Genomic DNA, 18840 nt, shown 5'->3' with positions numbered 1-18840 from the left:
GGTGATTGTTCAATCACCACCTTAACGCCATTGGAAGGTGGTTTACGCCGTCGCCTCTTCTTTATAGAACGCATAGTCGGTGTAACCCACTTCCGTGCCGCCGAAGAACGTCGGGCGGTCGTACGCGTTCAGCGGCAGGTGATGGCGCAGGCGCGCTGGCAGATCAGGGTTGGCGATGAAGTGGCGACCGAAGGCAACCAGATCGGCGTCGCCCGCCTGAAGAATGGCTTCTGCGCTTTCGCCGTCGAACCCGCCCGCCGCGATGATCACGCCTTTATAGTGCTTGCGGATCAACTGAGCCGCCACCGGCGCCGGGTCGGCATTTTCATCTTCGATGTTGCCCAGAATACGCGGCTCGATCAGGTGCAGGTACGCCAGGTTCAGCGGTGCCAACTGCTGCGCGACGTAAGTAAAGAGGCCTTCCGGGTCGCTGTCGCCCATGTCACCCCACGTGCCGCTTGGGCCAATGCGCACCGCAACCCGTTCACTGCCCCAGACTGAAATCAGTGCCTGGGTCACTTCCAGCAAAAAGCGCGTGCGGTTTTCAAACGAGCCGCCGTAGCTGTCGGTGCGCTTGTTGCTGTTGTCCTGCAGAAACTGGTCGACCAGATAACCGTTGGCGCCGTGCAACTCCACGCCATCAAAACCGGCTTTGACGCCACGCTCGGCTGCGGTGCGGAAGCTTTCAACCAGGTCTGCGATTTCTTCGACGGTCAGTGCGCGGTTGGGTGTGTTCGGCACCCAGCCTTCAGTGGTGTACGCCACGCCGCCGTGCGGCACTTCGGACGGGCCAACCGGGAGGCTGCCTTCAGGTTGCACATCGACGTTGGATTGACGACCGGCGTGGTAGAGCTGCAGGAAAATCTTGCCGCCTTTAGCGTGTACCGCGTCGGTGACCTGTTTCCAGCCCGCGATCTGGCTGTCATCAAACAGGCCCGGTGCGCCGAGGTAACCATTACCGTTGGGCGCAGCGATGGTGGCTTCGCCGATCAGGAAACCGCCTTCGGAGGTGCGCTGAGCGTAGTACTCGGCCATCAGTGGACCCGGGCGAGCGCCTTCTTCGGCACGCATGCGGGTCAGGGGAGCCAGCACGACGCGGTGAGCAAACGTGAAAGGGCCTACGTTAACGGGAGAATGAAGTGTGGACATGATTGCCTCGGTCGCAAGTGCAAAAAGAAAAACCGTTGCCCGTGCCGAAAGCCGTGAGGACTTTCGCGTTCGGGGCGCTTGAGACCAGTACACGCGATTTCCCCGTGCGGATAAACGGGCCGCGTTTCCCAACACTTCGGACTTTTCGGCTGTAATGCCTCACGACGGTGACCTCCACTTCTCGTCGTACCACGATACGTTTCTGGCCGAAGGCCGTGGGAGCCGGCTTGCTGGCGAATGCTATGAGTCGCTAACCTCCATGGTGACTGACACACTGCATTCGTCCGAACGCGACCCGCACCAAGCCGGCTCCCAAAGGTTTGGCATTACCGCCGTTTATTCGTCTACCTGCGTCACCGCAATGTGCTGACTGTCCGCGCCCGCGGCGCGACTTTCCTTGCGCTCGCTCAGCCAGCTGCTGATCTGACCGGAGAATTCAGGCGGCGCTTTGCGCCCGGTGCGCCGCGCAAGGTCGAGGATGGTCTGCTGGTCCAGCGCTTCTTCCATACGCTTCTGCGCGGTCAGCATCGCAGCGTTGATGCCGCAGATCCCTTCGGTCGCCCATTCCGGCGCGCACCCGTCGAACACCGCACAACGGCCGCGAATGTCCCGGCAATCGAAAATCAGCTTGCGCCCGTCGATGGCCGTGACGATGTCGAGCAGGGTGATTTCGTCCGAAGGCCGGCCCAGTTTGAACCCGCCCCGCACACCCTCGGTCGCCACCACCAGCCTGGCTTTCGCCAGCTTGGTGAACACCTTCGCCAGGTATTCCTGAGGCACGCCTTGCAGTTCGGCCAGGTCGCGCACGCTGGCTTCGCGGCTGTCGCCACGCTCATCCACCAGATAAAGCAGACAGTGAATGCCGTATTCGACCCCCGCGCTATAGAGAGACATGTCGATCTCCGACTGAGTTGATCGTGCGAAACCTAACAATTTGACGCGTTGGCCGCAAGGAGCGGCAAGTTTTGATGACCGGCGGCAATGACCGTTATTAGCACGAATCAATCAGTAGACGGCCGGTAATAGCGTTTATCTGATTGAAATTAAGGGATTTTATTGATCGGTCTGAAGCTGGGAGGAAAAGTTGAGTGAAAAACGGCTTGCCGAAATTAACTACGATCAATAGAGTCGTAGTTATGTTGGGTGGGTCGGGAACTCCGACCTGGACGCACCGGCAGGGGGCGCTACAGCGTTTACCTGAGCCTGCCCATGACGTACTCAATGTGAAAACGACTTTTTTCTTCTTTGGAGCACACAATGAAAAAGCAAATCCTGATCGTCGGCGCGGGTTTTGGCGGGATGTGGAGCGCACTGAGTTCTACGCGTTTACTGGACATGCACGGTCGCAACGACGTCGACGTCACCGTGCTGGCCCCTGAAGCCGTGCTGGGTGTTCGCCCGCGTTACTACGAGCAGGAAGTGCATCAGATGCAGTCGCCATTGGGGCCGTTGTTCAATGCGGTCGGCGTGACTTTCATTAAAGGCATGGCGCAAACCATCGACGTCGCAGGCAAAACGGTCAGCTACACCGACGCTCACGGCGTACAAGCCTCGATCAACTACGACAAACTGGTTCTGGCCACCGGCAGCCGCGTCGTTCGTCCTGCGTCAGTGCCGGGTGTCGAGCATGCATTCGACGTTGACCTCATGGCAGAAGCCACCCGCCTTGAACAGCACATCAAGTCGCTGGCGCAACAGCCAGAGTCGGCGATGCGCAACACCGTGGTCGTCGCCGGTGGCGGGTTCACCGGTATCGAAACCGCGACTGAAATGCCAGCGCGTCTGCGGGCTGCCTTGGGTACGGACGCCACTATTAAGGTGATCATCGTGGATCGCGGCGAGAAAGTCGGCGCGGCCTTGGGCCAGAACATCAGCCCGTCGATCATCGAAGCCACCGAGGCGCTGGGCGTGGAGTGGGTCGTCAATGCATCGGTTGCTGCCGTGGATGCCAACGGCGTGACCTTGGCCGACGGTCGTCGTATCGACGCCAGCACCGTGGTCTGGACTGTCGGTGTGCGGGCCAGCTCGCTGACCGAGCAGATTCCGGGCGAGCGTGATGCTTACGGCCGTCTGCACGTAGACCGCAACCTGAAAGTCATCGGCCAGAACGACATCTTCGCCACTGGCGACACGGCATACGCGGCCACCGACGACGAAGGCCACTACGCCCTCATGACCTGCCAGCACGCCATCGCGCTGGGCCGTTCGGCCGGCAACAACGTGGCCGCCGACCTGTTGGGCGAGACGCCAATCCCCTACAGCCAGGTCAAATACGTCACCTGCCTGGACCTCGGCGCCTGGGGCGCGGTGTACACCGAAGGCTGGGACCGTCAGGTCAAGCTGATCAAGGAAGAAGCCAAGCAACTCAAACAGCAGATCAACTCAGTATGGATCTACCCACCCGTGGCCGAGCGGGCAGCGGCACTGGCGGCGGCTGACCCGATGATTCCTGTTGTGGCGTAAGCGAGCAGCGAACACAAAGGCGCCTTCGTGTTTTGGTTCGATCCTCCAACCGCCGTGGAAGTAGGCGGCTGATTACGTCGCAGGTTCCTACGGGGTTTAACCGTCCTTCCCGATTGTTGACCAAGGCTTCCATCTCGATCCGACCAATTCATTCGATGACGATGAACTACCGATCGCGGAAAAACCTGAGGATCCGAGAGTAAAAGGCTCTTTACTCTTGCTCGGGCTGATCTCTGGCTTGTGGACGGAGGAGCTAGCTGCGGGGCTGGGCGGCTTCCTTTCTCGCAATTTTCCAAGCGTTTTTGGAATGTTCAGTGTGCCAGCAGATGAGGCAGCCGTTGCTGGATCGGGCGTGTCTGGCGGCTCCTTGGTTGATATCGGCACAGGCACTAGCGACGCAATTGCTGGAGAGGGTGACGTCGCCAGTGAGATTTCCTTTAATTCGCAGCAGATTGGGAAGAAACTTGGAAAGCACGTGGAAGATTTCGGGCTTGATCCTTCAAATCCAGCAGATCGTCAATTCGTCATCGACAAAATTAATGATATTGCCACCAGCCCAGACAGGGTTGTGAACGGAACATTTGCAGGACAAGGGGTTAATGGCACTCGTGGAGAGGTTATATTTCGAGTCAGGGGTGATGATGTGGTAATGACTAAGCCAAACGGAGTGTTCGTCACGATCATGAAGGATGGTATCAATAACCTTCAGTTAAGGCTGCTTTGAATGCGGCGAAATGACTTTGAGGTATCGTCATGATGGAAGTTTGGTTGAGAAGTATCCAGGGGAAGCGGCTGCAGTAAGTTATGGGATTGTTTCACGAGTATGAAGCTGACCGAGATCGTCGGGCGCAGCAGTTTTGTTTCGTGGTTGATACTCTCCAACCATTCAAGCTTTTTGGGGGCGGGGACGGCGTTTCAATACGTATGTCAGAGCAATGCATGTCTGAGGTGGATATGCAAGAGTTTGGGCGGATGGTTCGTTTGGAGCTTAGTCAGAGTCATCCTTTTTCACAGTTTATATCAAAAAAATTAGTTCTGTAGCAGTAGTTATATCGAATCGTGAGGAGGCAACTATAGGGGTTGTTATCAATTTTGATGGAAGAGGATTTTCAATTTTAAACTTGGGCGACGAATTTTATATTTATGACGAAATACCAAAGGATATTTTAGTGGAGGAGAAGTTGTCAATCGTGCTTGTAGGATGATTAAAGCTGTATTGTGGTGTGCGTTGGATCCTGCGGTCGGGCTTAGCATTAAAATGATAGGTCTTACTGATATGCCACTTGGCAATACCAGTGTGTACCAGCAGCTGACCACTATGGCGAGGGCATCGATCTCGGTGTGGCGATCGGTAACGAAGCCATCGGTGATCTGACGGCGGGGCTTCAAAGAGGCGGAATAGATGCTGACTTGAAAGATAAGATACTGATTAAATTTGGTAAGTAAACTATATTGCGAATACTGCAGGTGCTGGATTGGCAAAAAATTCGATTCAAACTAAAATATGCAATTTTAGGATCTGTGGGTAGTGATATGTACGATTACAGAGAACGTGTTGAGTATTTAGCGAGTAATGGATTAAAAAGGCTATCAAGCATTCAGTATCAGCCTGAATTGCCCATGGGGAAGATTGCCAAGTCGATGGTTTCTGATGTGTTTGCTGCGTGGTTTGCAGGATTGGAGAAAATGTATTCTCATATCTTTCCAAGAGCTATTGAATGGATCGATCTGGCGATAAAGCGTTCAGAGAATTTTGGTGAGCATGAACATCTCTACAATGCTGATATTTTGTGGGGTCAAGGGCTTGCGATTTGGGCAAGAGAAAATATCAACGCTACGGAAACGTGGAGGATTGTCAAATCGTACGACGATAAACAACAGACAATTTATGCGGGGTGGTCTCCTAAGCAGATGGCCACAAAATATTTAGACGATCATTTAGCTTTTTGCTATCTGGCTGGCGAATACGATGCTGGCATCGCTGCGTATCGAAAATATCATGGAGTAAAGGATCTAACTGTAAAAGCGATAAGGTATCCTCGGGACTTAGGTTATGCGTTATGTTTGCGCGAAGCACATGGCGAGTTTCTGGAGGTGGATTTTATTGCTGTCGGCAGGAGGGTCCTAAAGTCTCATCTTGATCGAGAGTGGTTGAGTAAAGGGCAGTATATTCGCGCAATGACTTGGCTGAAGATTGTATATTGGAACTTGGGAGCTGTATCGTCACCATTTCAGTGTGTAGTCAATGGGTATGATGACATGCCAGATGTGGTTAGGCCTGAGTTTTGAGATGTAAAATTTGACCATGGAGTCATGGTTAAAAGGTCCGATTTTAAGGTGTTTCGGATGGAAAGCTGATGAGTTTTATTGTGGTTTTGAGTGATGATGTGTCTCATCAGTACAATGAGCCTGTAATAGAAGGCTCGTTTGATCTGTCGGGAAGTCACGAAAAATTTTCACTAGCACTTTCGTATTGGAGTAGAGGGCAGTACCTGGAGAGCTGGAGGTGTTCTATAAACGCTGGATTAAAAATAGGGCAGCATACAGCCATAATCACATCAATGCGGGATCCCCAAAACGCCAATTTTATACCTGTATGGATATTTTACCATGGCGGCTTAGAGTGCTTTGTGCAGAATAAGATTTTATTTCTCCAGGACTATGGTGGTGAGTTTAATCCGAACAGTGTCAATAGCTATATCGGGCAGAGGGAAACGCACAATGAAGACGGAGCTCGCATATCGGAATGGGTTGTACCTGTACAAGAAGTTTTGGCTGGGTTTGATGCACTGATTTAACATATCATTATATAGCTGTAGGGCGGTTATTTTCTGAGGTAATAGCAAAGCCATGATTAGAGACACGATGGGAGATAAAGCCTACTGGTCGAGTCGAATAGAAGCTGATTTAGCTTCAATCGCTAACAGTAACCAGCGTCTCTCTATGCCCGTTGCTAATCCTGTATACGAACCACAGTATCTTTTCGATCTCGCCGAGCGTCATCTACGGCTTATGATGAGACAGTATTCCAGAGGGGATCAAGTTGCCAATATAGGTCGGAATTTTCCAGATCTTATCGAAGCATGGGAGCGCTCAAATCAAAAAGCAACTGAGGTCTGCGAAAAAGAAAGCATTCAAAGCTGCAGGGATTGGGTGTTCAGGTTAGATAATTTAAATCACTACAATTGGTGCTTCAGGTTGATTGGGCTAGCGCTAGCGCTCAATATCCAAAGTTCTTTGTGGGATAGGTTGGTGAAACTGGTGGGCGGTGAAGGAGAAGATGTGCTGCTGGATAAAGTGATAGGCTCTCGTGATACTAGCAGGCGCATCGGTGAGGCTATACTTCACCCCGTCCCTTATACTAAGTTACTGGATTGTGTTGATGCCGATCCTGACGTCCAACCTGGCTTATTAAAGTTGTTTGTCGAAAATTGGTATAAAGGTTTGAAGCGCCCCCAACAGCAAAAAAGTAAGTCCGGGATGATTGAACCGTACTGGTACAGCTTTGGTGACCCTGCGAAAAATCCTTTATCCATGGGTAGTTACTTTGGGCGGTGGTGCACTGAGGCGGTTGGCGTAGTGAAGGCGTTCAGTATCGATGACTCGCTTTGTTTGGGCTTGGAGCATTATCCCGGAGATCTGATTCACCCCCGTGAGCGCAATGCCTCTTCTGGACAAACTACCGAAAAAAGATGGTTTAGAAAGCTTTTTTGGTAACTTTTTCAAATGTTTGAAAACCAGCTTGTGGCTTTTATTAGTGCCTAGGCAGTTGGATGTGTCTTTAGTGTGATGTTGAAAGACCGCGAGGCCCTGTAGGCCGCGCGGTCCTTCAAGCATTTTCATCCCGATACCGGTCCCGTTGAAGTAAGCCTGCCCAGACCCGCCATCACACCAGGGAACCGATGCACTCTCTGCATCTTCGGCCCATGAGGCTGAGTCCTTGCGGGCAAGCTCACTCCCACAGTCCTTGCATCGGTCTGGTCCGTGCCAGTTGCCTCAATACGCCGCCACCAGCCCATCCTTCCTCGGATCGGTCCCACCCACGTACCCATGGGCGGTGCGCTGGATGATCTGTGCGCCGCCAAAGGCGAACACGCCGCTTGGGTCTTCGATTTCCACTTCATGGCCTTTGGCGCGCAGCTCTTCGACCACCAGACGATCGTACGAGCGCTCAACGGCGACTTTCAGTCCCGCTTCGATCCTCCAGCGGGGTGCATCGGCGGCGGCTTGTGGGTTCTGTTTGTAGCGCAGGATGCGCATCATCATTTGCAGATGACCCTGTGCCTGCATCGGGCCGCCCATCAAGCCGAAAGACATCAATGGCGTGCCGTCGGCGTTCATCACGAAACCGGGAATGATGGTGTGGAAAGGGCGCTTGCCGGGCGCGACGATGTTCACGTGTTCGGGGTCGAGACTAAACCCGGCGCCACGGTTTTGCAGGCTGATCCCGGTGCCCGGCACCACGACGCCGGAACCGAAGCCCATGTAGTTCGACTGGATGAACGAGACCATCATCCCGCTCTCGTCGGCGGCGGACAGGTACACCGTGCCGCCGGCCTTGGGCGAGCCGTGTTGCGGGTCGGCGGCCTGTTCGGATACCTGCGAAGCGCGCTCCATCAGGTAGGCAGAGTCCAGCAGGTGTTCGGATGCCACGCGCATGTGGTCGAAGTCGGCGACGTGGTGATTGAGGTCGGCGAGGGCCAGTTTCATCGCTTCCAGTACCGGGTGAACGGTCTCGACGCTGTCCACCGGGTGTTCGCCCACGCCGAGGGCTTCGAGCATGGTCAGGCCCGCCAGTGTGGCGATGCCTTGGCCGTTCGGTGGCAGTTCGTGGACGACCGCGCCGGCGTATGGCACCGATATCGTGTCGATCCAGTCGACGCTGTGGTTCGCCAGATCGTCGAGGCTCATGACACTGCCATTGGCGTTGGCATGGGCGACGATGGCCTGTGCCAGCTCACCCCGATAGAACGACTCGCCCTTGGTTTCGGCGATCAGCTCCAGCGTGTTGGCGTGGTCTTTCAGGGTGATTTTTTCGCCCGCGGCCGGTGCCTTGCCGCCGGGCAGGAAACACTCGGCGAAGCCCGGTTGATCCTTCAGCAATGCGCCGCCGCGACGCCATAGTTCGGCAATGATCGGCGTGACCTGATAACCGTTGCGCGCATAACCAATCGCCGGGCCGGCGAGGGTCGCGAACGGCAGTTTGCCGTAGCGCTCGGACAACGCGACCCAGGCGGAGACGGCGCCTGGCACTGTCACGGATTCCCAGCCGCGCTGCGGCATCTCTGACTGCCCGGCGAAGTGTTCCGGCGTCCAGCCCTGCGGCGCGCGACCGGAGGCATTCAGGCCCTGCAGGTTTTTTCCGTCCCAGACGATGGCAAAGGCGTCGCTGCCAATGCCGCAGCCGGTCGGTTCGACCACGGTCAGGACCATGGCGGCGGCGATGGCGGCGTCTACGGCGTTACCGCCACGGCGCAGCATGTCCAGGCCCGCCTGGGCGGCGAGTGGTTGCGAGCAGGCGACCATGTTGTTGCCCATCACCGGCGAGCGGGCGGACGCGTAAGGTTGGCTGTAATCCAGATCATCGAACATGAATGACTCTCTTCGGCAGTTGATCAGCTTTTCGGGTCGAGTGCGTCACGCAGCCCGTCGCCCAGCAGGTTGAAGCACAGCACCGTGATGTAGATCGCCACGCCGGGCGCAATCGACATCCACGGTGCCTGCTCCATGAAGTTTTTCGCGGTATTGAGCATCGAGCCCCAGGACGGCGAGGGCGGTTGTTGGCCCAGGCCGAGGAACGACAGACTGGCTTCGGCCAGAATCGCCGACGCAATGGTCAGCGTCGCCTGCACCACCAAGGGCGAGAGCACGTTGGGCAGTACGTATCGCAGGATGATCCAGCGGTCCGGCAGGCCGATGGCGCGCGCGCCTTCGAGGTAATCCTCGTGACGGATCGCCAGCACCTGACCACGGGTCAGGCGGGAAAAAATCGGCATTGCCGACAGGCCGATGGCGATCATCGCGTTGGTCAGGCTCGGGCCGAGAAACGCGCCCAGCGCAATCGCCAACACCAGAAACGGGCAGGACAACAGCGCTTCCATGATGCGAGATATCACGGCGTCCAGCTTGCCGCCGAAGTAGCCCGCCAGCAGACCCAGCGGCACGCCGATGATCATGGCGATGGCGACGGAAACACCGCCGGCCAGCAGTGAACTGCGCGCGCCCCACAGCAGGCGGGAAAACAGGTCGCGGCCCAGTTCATCGGTGCCCAGCCAGTGCATCATCGACGGCGCTTTTCGCACCGCGAGGAAGTTGGCTTTCAGAGGATCGAAGGGCGAAATCCAGGGCGCCAGCAGGGCGGCGAGGATGAAGACGATCAACACCGCCGCGCCGATCACCGCGCCCTTGTTGGCGAGGAATTTCTTTACGAACGGCGAGCGTGTGCGTGGCTTCAACGGTTCTTTGTGGGGCACTGCAGGATTAACGGCAATCGAGGTCATCAGGCCGTCCTCAGACGTGGATTGATCAGGCGGTACAGCACGTCGGCCAGCAGGTTCAGCAACAGGAAACCGATGGCCACGCACAGCACCACGCCTTGCACCACGGCGTAGTCGCGGTTGAACACGGCATCGACAATCATCTTGCCGAAGCCCGGGATGCTGAACACTTGTTCGGTCAGCACCGCGCCGCCGAGCAACTCGCCAAACAGCAGGGTGGTCAGGGTGACGATGGGCATCAATGCATTGCGCAACGCGTGCTTGAGAATCACCGTGCGCGGGAACAGACCCTTGGCCCGCGCCGTACGGACGTAATCGGCGCGCAGCACTTCGAGCATGGCGCTTCGGGTGTGGCGCATCAGCACGCCAGACAATCCGGCGCCGAGCACGAAGGCGGGCAGGATCAGGGTCTTGAGGTTCTGCCCAAGGTCTTCACCCAGCGGCACGAAGCCCGAGGCGGGCAGCCATTGCAGCTTCACGGCGAAGATCATGATCAACAGAATCCCCAGCCAGAAGTGCGGAATGGAGATCCCCGACAAGGCAAACACGTTGGCCGCGTAATCCGTCGCAGTGCCTTTGCGCACCGCAGAGATCACCCCGGTGGGAATGCCGATCAGCAGCGCGATGATCAACGCCAGCACCGCGAGCTCGAGGGTCACCGGTAGCTTGGACGCGAGCAGCGTGGTCACCGGCTGTTCGGTGCGCAGCGACGTGCCGAAATCTCCTTGCAGCACGTTGCCGACCCAGTGAACGTACTGCAGCGGAACCGGGTCGTTGAGCCGGTATTTTTCACGCAGGTATTCCATCACCGCCGGGTCGCGCTCTTCGCCCGCCATGGCTTGCACCGGATCGCCCGGCAGCAGCTTTTGCAGGGTGAAGACGAACAGCGAGACCAGGATCAGCGTCGGAATGGCGCTGAGCAAGCGTCGCAGAATGAAAATCAGCATGGCGATTCCTCGCGGCCGAAGCGGTTATCCACAGGGGCCGTGATCATTTGAAGGCGACGTTGTTCAGGCGGATCAGGCCATCGGGGTTCGGCACGAAACCGGTCAGGTTGCTGCGCATGGCGATGATGCGCGGATCGAAGTACAGGTAGCTGGTCGGCACGTCCTCGGCGAGCAGGCGCAGGGCTTCGAAGTACAGCGCCTGACGCTGCACCTGGTCGTTCACGGTGCGGGCCTTGTTCAGCAATTCGTCGAGTTTCGGGTCGCAGAAATGGCCGTCGTTCTGGCCGCCCTTGCAGGTCACGAACTGATGGATGTCGCCATCCGGATCGGGACGGCCGGACCAGGCACTCATGCCGATCTGGAAGTTGCCGGCCTGCTGTTCGCTGAGCAATGTCGCGTATTCGGTGGCGATCAGATTGACCTTGAAACCGGCCTCTTCGGCCATGGCCTGAATGATCTGGCCGACCTGCTGTGCGATCGGGTTGTTGGCGACTTTCAGCTCGACATTGACCGGTGTTTTCACGCCAGCTTCAGTCAGCAGTTTCTTGCTGGCCTCGACATCGCGGGCTGGGATCGGCAGGTCCTTGTCGTAGTAAGGACTGCTTTTCGGAAACGGCTGCGCGCTGGGCGCGTACAGGCCTTCGAACACCACCTGATTGATCGCATCGCGGTCGATGGCCAGCTCGAACGCCTTTCGTACGCGCTTGTCCTTGCCCAGCGGGTTGTTGGCCTTGTCGCCGTTGTTGGTGTTGTACATCAGCTGCATGTAACCCAGCCCCGGTGTGCTGAACACTTGCACGTGGCTGTCGGCCTTGGCGGTCTTCACGTCGGTCGGAGCGACGCGTTCGATGATGTCCAGATCCCCCGAACGCAAGTTGGCCAGGCGTACGGAAGTGTCAGGAATCGGCAGGAAAATCACCTTGTCGAAGTGGTACGCCTGCTTGTTCCAGTAGTTGTCGAAACGCTCCAGCACGATGCGGTCCTGCTGCACCCGCTGGACGAATTTGTAGGGGCCTGAGCACACCGGTTTTGAGCCGACATCGGTCGCCGACGCTTTGGGCGCCAGCATCATTCCGGCGCGGTCTGACAGCTGCGAAATCAGCGTGGCGTCGGGTTGCCTGACCTTGATCGCCACGGTTTTTGCGTCGATCACGTCAACGCTTTCCACCGACGACAGTTCGCTCTTGCGCAAGGAGTCGGGCAGGGTGCGTGCGCGGTCCAGGTTGAACTTCACGGCGGCCGCGTCGAACACTTCGCCGTCCTGGAAGGTCACACCGTCGCGCAGGGTCATGGTCAGGGTCTTGCCATCTTCGCTCCAGTTCCAAGCGGTCGCCAGTTGCGGCACGTAGGTCAGGTCCGGGCTGATGTCCACCAGCTTGTCGCACAGCGCGGTGTACACCAGGCGGCCGGAATAGGTGCGCGAGCGATGCGGGTCGAGCACGTCAGGGTCGTCCTGAATGCCGATGCGCAGCGTGGTGTCGGCGACAGCCGCATTCGCAGCGAGCAGCAACAACGTGGTTGTCATCAGGTGGGCGAACTTCATGGCTGACTCTCCAGAGAAAGGGCTTGATGGCTTTTGAACAAATTCAGGCGTTGGCTGTAGGCGGCGCTGGGCGTCGGTACGATCAGCGAACCGGCGCCAGCGTTGGCGATCTCGCGCCAGTAATGGCAGGCGACCTGACGTCCCGCTTCGACGGTTTCGAATGCCGGTTTGAGCTCACGGCACAGCGGCCTGGCGTGGGGGCAACGGGTATGAAAACGGCAACCGGACGGCGGCTTGCTCGGGCTTGGCATGTCGCCGCCGAGCAGCGGGCGAGGGCGGCGCAAGTCAGGGTGGCTGACGGGCACAGCGGCCATCAGCGCCTGGGTGTAGGGATGAAAAGGCGTTTCGAACAGCGCGTTCACCGGCGCCAGCTCGACGATTTCCCCGAGGTACATCACCGCGACCCGGTCGCTCATGTGGCGAATCACCGCCAGACCGTGGGCGACGATCAGCAAGGTCAGGCCGAACTGATGCTTGAGGTCTTCGAGCAGGTTGACCACTTGCGCCTGCACCGACACGTCCAGCGCCGACACCGGTTCGTCGCCGAGGATCAGACGTGGCTCGGACGCCAGGGCACGCGCGATGCCGATGCGCTGCCGCTGGCCGCCGGAAAACTCGTGAGGAAAACGAGTGCCGTGTTCAGGTGCCAACCCGACCGTGCGCAGCAGCTCGGCGACCTTGTCCTGACGCGCACTGCGGCTGTCGTCGCGGTGCAGCCAGATCGGCTCGCCGATGATCGATTCGACGTTCATGCGCGGGTTCAGGGAAGCGAACGGGTCCTGAAAAATGATCTGCAGGTCGCGACGCACCTGGCGCAGTTTGTCGGCGGGCAGATTTCCCAGATTGCGACCCTCGTAGATCACGTCCCCGGCCGTGGGTTTGAGCAGGTTCAACAGCACACGGCCCAACGTCGATTTGCCTGAACCGGACTCGCCTACCAACGCCAGCGTTTCGCCACGGCGCACGGCCAGCGAGACTTCGTTGACGGCTTGCACAGGCGGTTTCTTGCGTTGAAACAAGCCGGTTTCACTGTGGAAATGTTTGCTGACCGCGATGCTTTCCAGAATCGGTTTTTCCGGCGATGCAGCGTCGAGGATTTCGTTCTGCGACGGGTTCATGCGCTGACTCCCAGGTGCTGTTCAAGTGGCGCACGAATGCAGGCGGCGAAATGACCTTCCGAGATTTCCAGCAGCGGCGGACGGGCTTCGCGACAGGCTGGAATCACGAACGGGCAGCGGCTGGCAAAGCGGCAACCGCTGGGCATTTCCGCGGGCGTGGGAACGCGGCCGTGAATCGTCGCCAGACGTCCCTCGCGAGGCCCGACCGACGGCATCGAGCCCATCAGGCCGATGGTGTACGGGTGCTGCGGATCGTCGAACAGCGTCTTCACCGAGCCGCTTTCGACGACGCGACCGGCGTACATCACCATCACCTCGTCGGCGACTTCGGCGACCACCCCGAGGTCGTGAGTGATGAGGATCATCGAGGTACCGGTCTCCGCTTGCAGGCTGGCGACCAGAGAAAGGATCTGCGCCTGAATGGTGACGTCCAGCGCGGTGGTGGGCTCGTCGGCGATAATCAACGCCGGATCGTTGGCCAGCGCCATCGCGATCATCGCGCGCTGACGCATGCCGCCAGAGAGTTCATGGGGATAGGCGTTCAGGCGCTGAGCAGCGTCGGGCACTCGGACCTTTTCCAGCATCTCCAGTGCGCGCTGCCGGGCGGCGCTGGCAGACAAGCCTTGATGACGGATGACACTTTCAGCGATCTGATCGCCGATGGTGAACACCGGGTTGAGCGAGGTCATCGGCTCCTGGAAAATCATCGCCATGCGGTTGCCGCGCACGTCCAGCAAACGTTCATCGGACATGCCGAGCAAAGGCTCGTCGAGCAGGGTGGAAGCGCTGGCGGTGACGGTGGCGGTGTCGGGCAGCAGGCCCATCAACGCCATCGACGTTACGCTCTTGCCGCAACCGGACTCGCCGACGATGGCCAAGGTCTTGCCGGGTTGTATGGAGAAGGAAACGCCATCGACCACGTTGGCCGGCGCCTCGTTGAAACGCACGGTGAGGTCGCTGACGCCGAGTATCGGATTGCTGCTCATACGCTGGCCTCAAGGTCTTGTTGGATGACGTTGTTCAGCGCCTGCTGCAGCGCACGCAGATGCCCGCGCATGGCGGTGGCGGCCTTGATCGGGTCACGGGTTTCGATGGCGCTGACGATGTCGTCGTGATCGTGGCTGTAGGTGTCCAGGCGATCGGCATTGCGTGCGCGCTGACGCAGGTCTCGCCAGGCGGGGTCGAGGCGAATGGCGTCGAGCATTTCGAAGATGTCGAGCATCAGTCGATTGCCTGCCGCTTCGGCGATCCCGCGATGCAGCGCGCTGTCCCACAGTTCGATGCCTTCGGCGTCGATTTCGGTCGCGTGCTGCTGGCGCTCGGTGCGTTCGGCCAGGCGACGCAGGATTGCCATCTGTTCGCCGTTGGCGCGCAGCGCGGCCAGGGATGCCAGCGCAGGCTCCAGATAGAGGCGCGCTTCCATGACCTCGCTGAAATTGGTCCGGCTCGACAGCTTGGCAAAACTCATCGACGCACTGGGTGGCGTCGGACCGACAAACGTGCCTTTGCCTTGCCGGCGCCAGATCTGCCCTTCAGCCTCCAGCACCGCCAGCGCCCGGCGAATCGCTCGGCGGCTTACACCGAAATCCACCGCCAGTTCACGCTCGGTCGGCAGTGCACGCTGGGGAAATGCCGCGTGTTGCGCCACCATCTGACGCAGCGCATCCAGGGCCATTTTCGACGAGTTGTCGTGGAGCGCATCAGTCTCGAACCTTTCCATCTTGGTCTCTCGTGACAGGATGAAAACAGAGGGCCGCTGGCAGCGAGAGCCGCAAGCAACGATGCAGGGATGAGTGCAATAGCGATGCCAATGGAAATTGGTTCACTGTTTGAAAGCACGATGAGGACGTCAGGATGTCAGGTGGCGTGAGGTTCTGGGCCAATCGTCAAAGGTTCGGAACGTTGGTTCAGCGGATGACGTGACATTGGTTCGGGAGTGGGCGAACCAATTTTTTGAGGATGTTACGCAAGTGCCTGATTATGGTTCGGGTGCATTGTTACGGGGCGCATGAGCGAGATGGGTTGCCGAGGTGACCGTGCGGGTCAGACGCCTCCGAGTCACGGTCACCCGAGCAGTATCAAGAGTGGCGAAGTTGCTCGATCAATCCCAATGCGGCGCCAGACTGGCCGGGCTGGTCAGGCGATGGCCGCGATCCAGGCCGGCGATCTGCGCCATGTCTTCGTCGGTCAGTTTCAGGTCCACTGCCTTGAGGTTGCTCTCCAGATTGGCGCGTTTGGTTGAGGATGGGATCACCGCGTAACCCAACTGCATCGCCCAGGCGAGTGTCACCTGTGCCGGGGTGGCTTGATGGCGCTGGGCGATCTGCTGGATCACCGGGTCTTTCAGCACTTCGCCATACGCCAAGGTCATGTACGAGGTGATCTTGATCCCATGTTGCTGGGCAAACTCTGCCACGGTGCGGTTTTGCAGGTACGGGTGCAGTTCGATCTGGTTGGTGGCGATGTTCTCGGCGCCAACCGCTTCGATCGCTTCTTTCATCAATGCCACGGTGAAGTTGGAGATGCCGATTTCGCGCGTCAGGCCTTGCTTCTTCGCCTCCAACAGCGCGCCCATGAACTCGGCGACCGGCACCTTGCCTTGCGGCGATGGCCAGTGAATCAGCGTCAGGTCGACGTAGTCGGTTTTCAGCTTCGCCAGACTTTCCTTCAGGCTCGGGATCAGCTTGTCGGCGGCGTAGTGATCAGTCCAGATCTTGGTCGTGATGTACAACTGGTCTCGCGCAATACCGCTTTGGGCGATGGCCTGGCCGACTTCGGCCTCGTTGCCATAGATCTGCGCAGTGTCGATAACGCGATAACCCAGGTCCAGGCCGTTGCTGACCGAGTCGATGACGACCTGGTCTTTCAATCGGAAGGTGCCAAGGCCAAATGCAGGAACAGTCATGGGGTTCTCCATTGCGAAGGGTAGAAATCTGAAGCCCAGTATCCCGATTCGATCCCTGCGGAAAAACCGGGGGATCGGAAAGGGAGTTTTGACCGGGAATCATGAATGCAGTGGAGATTGGGGCAGCTATCAGTCGGGTTCGTTCAGTCGGGTTAAGCGGGGGATGTTCCGCCGTCATCGCGAGCAAGCTCACTCCCACCGGAGAATGCGATCAGCTGTAGGAGCGCGCTTGCCCGCGAAAGAGTTATCAGGCGCAGACAATCGACCTGACGGAAAACATCAAACCGCCTCAAGCAACGTCGCAATGCCCTGACCACCCGCGATGCACTGGGTCGCCACCGCATAACGGCCACCCTGGCGCTTGAGCAACGACGCCGCCTTGCCCGTGATCCGTGCGCCTGTCGCGCCCAGCGGGTGACCCATCGCCATCGCGCCACCGTCCAGATTGACCTTCGCCATGTCCAGACCCAGCTCCCGCACACACGCAATGGACTGGCTGGCGAAGGCTTCGTTGATCTCCACCAGATCGATGTCGGCAATGCTCAAACCGGCGCGCTGCAGCAGTTTGCGAGTGGCGTAAACCGGGCCCATGCCCATGATTTCAGGTGGGCAACCAGCCACCGCGACGCCTTTGATGCGCGCCAGAATCTCCAGGCCATGCGTGCGCGCGAAGTCCTCGGTGCAGACGAGCACCGCCGCACTGCCGTCGGTCAAGGGTGAAGCCGTGCCCGCCGTGACCGTGCCGCCGAAGGCAGGCTTCAGCCCCGCAAGACCTTCCAGGCTGGTGCCGGGTCGGATGCAGCCGTCTTCGCCGACCACGCCGTCGGGTGTCGTCACCGGTACGATTTCATCGACGAAGAAGCTTCGCTCACGGGCATTGGCTGCTTTGGCGTGGGAGTCAACGGCCATGGCTTCCTGTTCGCTGCGGCTGATGTCGAAGCGCTTGGCGACTTCTTCGGCGGTCAGACCCATGGGCATGTACACCTGCGGCATGTCCTGCATCAGGGTTGGATTGGGTGAAATGTTGAAGCCGCCCATGGGCACGCGGGTCATGGATTCGACGCCCGCACAGAGAAACGCATCCCCCGCGCCGAGCATGATTTGCCCGGCTGCGTAATGCACCGAACTCATCGAAGAGCCGCAGAAGCGGTTGATGGTCGCGCCACCCAGCGTCTCGGGAAAGCCTGCGCGGAAGCTGGCGATGCGGGCGATGTTCATGCCCTGTTCGGCTTCGGGATAGGCGCAGCCCATGATGACGTCCTCAAGCGCGGCGGGGTCAAGGTCCAGCTTGTCGACCAGGCCTTTGAGCACTTGCGCAGCGAGGTCGTCGGGACGCAGGTTGATCAGGCCGCCTTTTTTGGCGAAGTGAAACGGCGACCGGGCATAGCCGGCAATGACGATCGAGGCAGTGGCGGGTTGCATGGCGATTCTCCAGGTGGTCGTGGGCAGTCGGTTACGATCAGCGGTTCATGTCGAGGATCATGCAGGTGGTGGTGCCGGTCGCGTACAGACGGCCTTCGGCGTCATAGATCCTGCCTTCAGCCAGCGCGGTGGAACGGCCCAGGTGCACCACCGTGCCTTCGGCGCGTATCGGACCCGTCTTGTTGGTCAGCGCCCGGATGTAGCTGATGCGCAGGTCGAGGGTGGTGTAGCCCTGGCCTTTGTTCAGCCGGGTGTGGATCGAGCAACCCATGCACGAGTCGAGGAGGGTGGCGGCATAGCCGCCGTGAACGCTGCCGAGCGGGTTGTAGTGCTGTGGACCGGGTGTGCCTTGAAAGACGAACCGACCGGGCGTCCACTCGATGGGCACGAAATCCATCAGCTCGCCGATCGGCGGATGCGGATATTGGCCATTGCCGATCCCGTCGAAAAATTCCTGCGGCGTGAGCTGCGCCACGTCCATCAGGCTCATGCTGCCGGCCTTGCCCAGCCGGGCGCGCATGTCTTGCTCCTGAGCGAGCCAAAGGGCCAGGGTTTCTTCACGAGGGGTGGTCTGCATGGCGTTCGCTCCGGGGAAGCATCGAGTTGTTCAGTGGGGAAAAATTACGGTCATAATCCCGCTGTTCCATGACAACCGCAATATCATAAATGTCCAGCAGTGGCCAAAGCGCTCAATCCGCTGTTCAACGTTAGCCGACTGGGCTGCCCACGGATTTTCTGAATAAGGAGGGATAAGGGCTGTCGATTTGGCCTGGCGCCGTTCGACTACTGTTCGAAA

17 protein-coding genes are annotated in these 18840 nt (G+C 58.5%); 5 read left to right on the top strand and 12 right to left on the bottom strand.

All coding sequences use genetic code 11. The annotated features are described in order from the left end of the window. Positions 1-42 precede the first annotated feature (42 nt). Both ABDX87_RS06130 and ABDX87_RS06125 read right to left on the bottom strand, forming a co-directional pair. The gene (locus tag ABDX87_RS06130) at positions 43-1149 is read right to left on the bottom strand and encodes an alkene reductase (RefSeq protein ID WP_346832069.1); all 1107 of its coding nucleotides are present in this window, start codon (positions 1147-1149) and stop codon (positions 43-45) included. Positions 1150-1485: 336 nt separating this feature from the next. Next, positions 1486-2043 (bottom strand): RrF2 family transcriptional regulator, encoded by a 558-nt coding sequence (locus tag ABDX87_RS06125; protein WP_346832068.1) that lies wholly within the window; start codon positions 2041-2043, stop codon positions 1486-1488. Between the two features lie 363 nt (positions 2044-2406). Here ABDX87_RS06125 and ABDX87_RS06120 point away from each other — a divergent pair, with 363 nt between their 5' ends. From ABDX87_RS06120 to ABDX87_RS06100, 5 genes are all read left to right on the top strand, one after another. Beyond that, complete coding sequence (locus ABDX87_RS06120) at positions 2407-3612, top strand: NAD(P)/FAD-dependent oxidoreductase (protein WP_346832067.1); 1206 nt, start codon at positions 2407-2409, stop codon at positions 3610-3612. A gap of 217 nt (positions 3613-3829) precedes the next feature. Continuing rightward, positions 3830-4336, top strand: a complete 507-nt coding sequence (locus tag ABDX87_RS06115; protein ID WP_346832066.1) for a hypothetical protein — start codon at positions 3830-3832, stop codon at positions 4334-4336. Positions 4337-5079: 743 nt separating this feature from the next. After that, positions 5080-5901, top strand: coding sequence for a hypothetical protein (locus ABDX87_RS06110; RefSeq protein WP_346832065.1), 822 nt, complete (start codon positions 5080-5082; stop codon positions 5899-5901). Between the two features lie 68 nt (positions 5902-5969). Beyond that, a complete protein-coding gene (locus ABDX87_RS06105) occupies positions 5970-6410 on the top strand; it encodes a hypothetical protein (protein WP_346832064.1) in 441 nt (146 codons plus the stop codon). Positions 6411-6477: 67 nt separating this feature from the next. Further along, complete coding sequence (locus ABDX87_RS06100; RefSeq protein WP_346832063.1) at positions 6478-7329, top strand: PoNe immunity protein domain-containing protein; 852 nt, start codon at positions 6478-6480, stop codon at positions 7327-7329. 279 nt (positions 7330-7608) lie between these two features. Here ABDX87_RS06100 and ABDX87_RS06095 read toward each other — a convergent pair whose 3' ends face one another. From ABDX87_RS06095 to ABDX87_RS06050, 10 genes are all read right to left on the bottom strand, one after another. Next, entirely contained in the window at positions 7609-9204 is a 1596-nt protein-coding gene (locus tag ABDX87_RS06095; protein WP_346832062.1) for a gamma-glutamyltransferase family protein, read from the bottom strand. Between the two features lie 23 nt (positions 9205-9227). Further along, positions 9228-10112, bottom strand: coding sequence for an ABC transporter permease (locus ABDX87_RS06090; RefSeq protein WP_346832061.1), 885 nt, complete (start codon positions 10110-10112; stop codon positions 9228-9230). Further along, a complete protein-coding gene (locus ABDX87_RS06085; RefSeq protein WP_092407040.1) occupies positions 10112-11056 on the bottom strand; it encodes an ABC transporter permease in 945 nt (314 codons plus the stop codon). The genes ABDX87_RS06090 and ABDX87_RS06085 overlap by 1 nt, the downstream gene beginning before the upstream one ends. A 43-nt stretch (positions 11057-11099) precedes the next feature. Then, positions 11100-12599 carry an ABC transporter substrate-binding protein gene (locus ABDX87_RS06080; protein ID WP_346832060.1) on the bottom strand — a complete coding sequence of 500 codons (1500 nt, stop codon included), beginning with the start codon at positions 12597-12599 and terminating at the stop codon, positions 11100-11102. Continuing rightward, a complete protein-coding gene (locus ABDX87_RS06075; RefSeq protein WP_346832059.1) occupies positions 12596-13717 on the bottom strand; it encodes an ABC transporter ATP-binding protein in 1122 nt (373 codons plus the stop codon). The genes ABDX87_RS06080 and ABDX87_RS06075 overlap by 4 nt, the downstream gene beginning before the upstream one ends. Continuing rightward, positions 13714-14703, bottom strand: coding sequence for an ABC transporter ATP-binding protein (locus ABDX87_RS06070; RefSeq protein ID WP_346832058.1), 990 nt, complete (start codon positions 14701-14703; stop codon positions 13714-13716). The genes ABDX87_RS06075 and ABDX87_RS06070 overlap by 4 nt, the downstream gene beginning before the upstream one ends. After that, on the bottom strand, positions 14700-15437 hold the full coding sequence (locus tag ABDX87_RS06065) for a FadR/GntR family transcriptional regulator (protein WP_346832057.1): 738 nt from the start codon (positions 15435-15437) through the stop codon (positions 14700-14702). The genes ABDX87_RS06070 and ABDX87_RS06065 overlap by 4 nt, the downstream gene beginning before the upstream one ends. Before the next feature lie 381 nt (positions 15438-15818). Then, positions 15819-16622: a 2,5-didehydrogluconate reductase DkgB gene (dkgB, locus tag ABDX87_RS06060; RefSeq protein ID WP_346832056.1), complete on the bottom strand. Its 804-nt coding sequence runs from the start codon at positions 16620-16622 to the stop codon at positions 15819-15821. 279 nt (positions 16623-16901) lie between these two features. Beyond that, on the bottom strand, positions 16902-18044 hold the full coding sequence (locus ABDX87_RS06055) for a thiolase family protein (RefSeq protein ID WP_346832055.1): 1143 nt from the start codon (positions 18042-18044) through the stop codon (positions 16902-16904). Positions 18045-18081: 37 nt separating this feature from the next. Further along, on the bottom strand, positions 18082-18621 hold the full coding sequence (locus tag ABDX87_RS06050) for a PaaI family thioesterase (RefSeq protein ID WP_346832054.1): 540 nt from the start codon (positions 18619-18621) through the stop codon (positions 18082-18084). Positions 18622-18840: the final 219 nt, after the last annotated feature.

The organism is Pseudomonas abietaniphila (genome assembly GCF_039697315.1).
Classification (GTDB): domain Bacteria; phylum Pseudomonadota; class Gammaproteobacteria; order Pseudomonadales; family Pseudomonadaceae; genus Aquipseudomonas; species Aquipseudomonas abietaniphila_B.
Note: the sequence above shows the minus strand (reverse complement) of the source record. Positions and strands in the feature narration are given on the sequence as shown.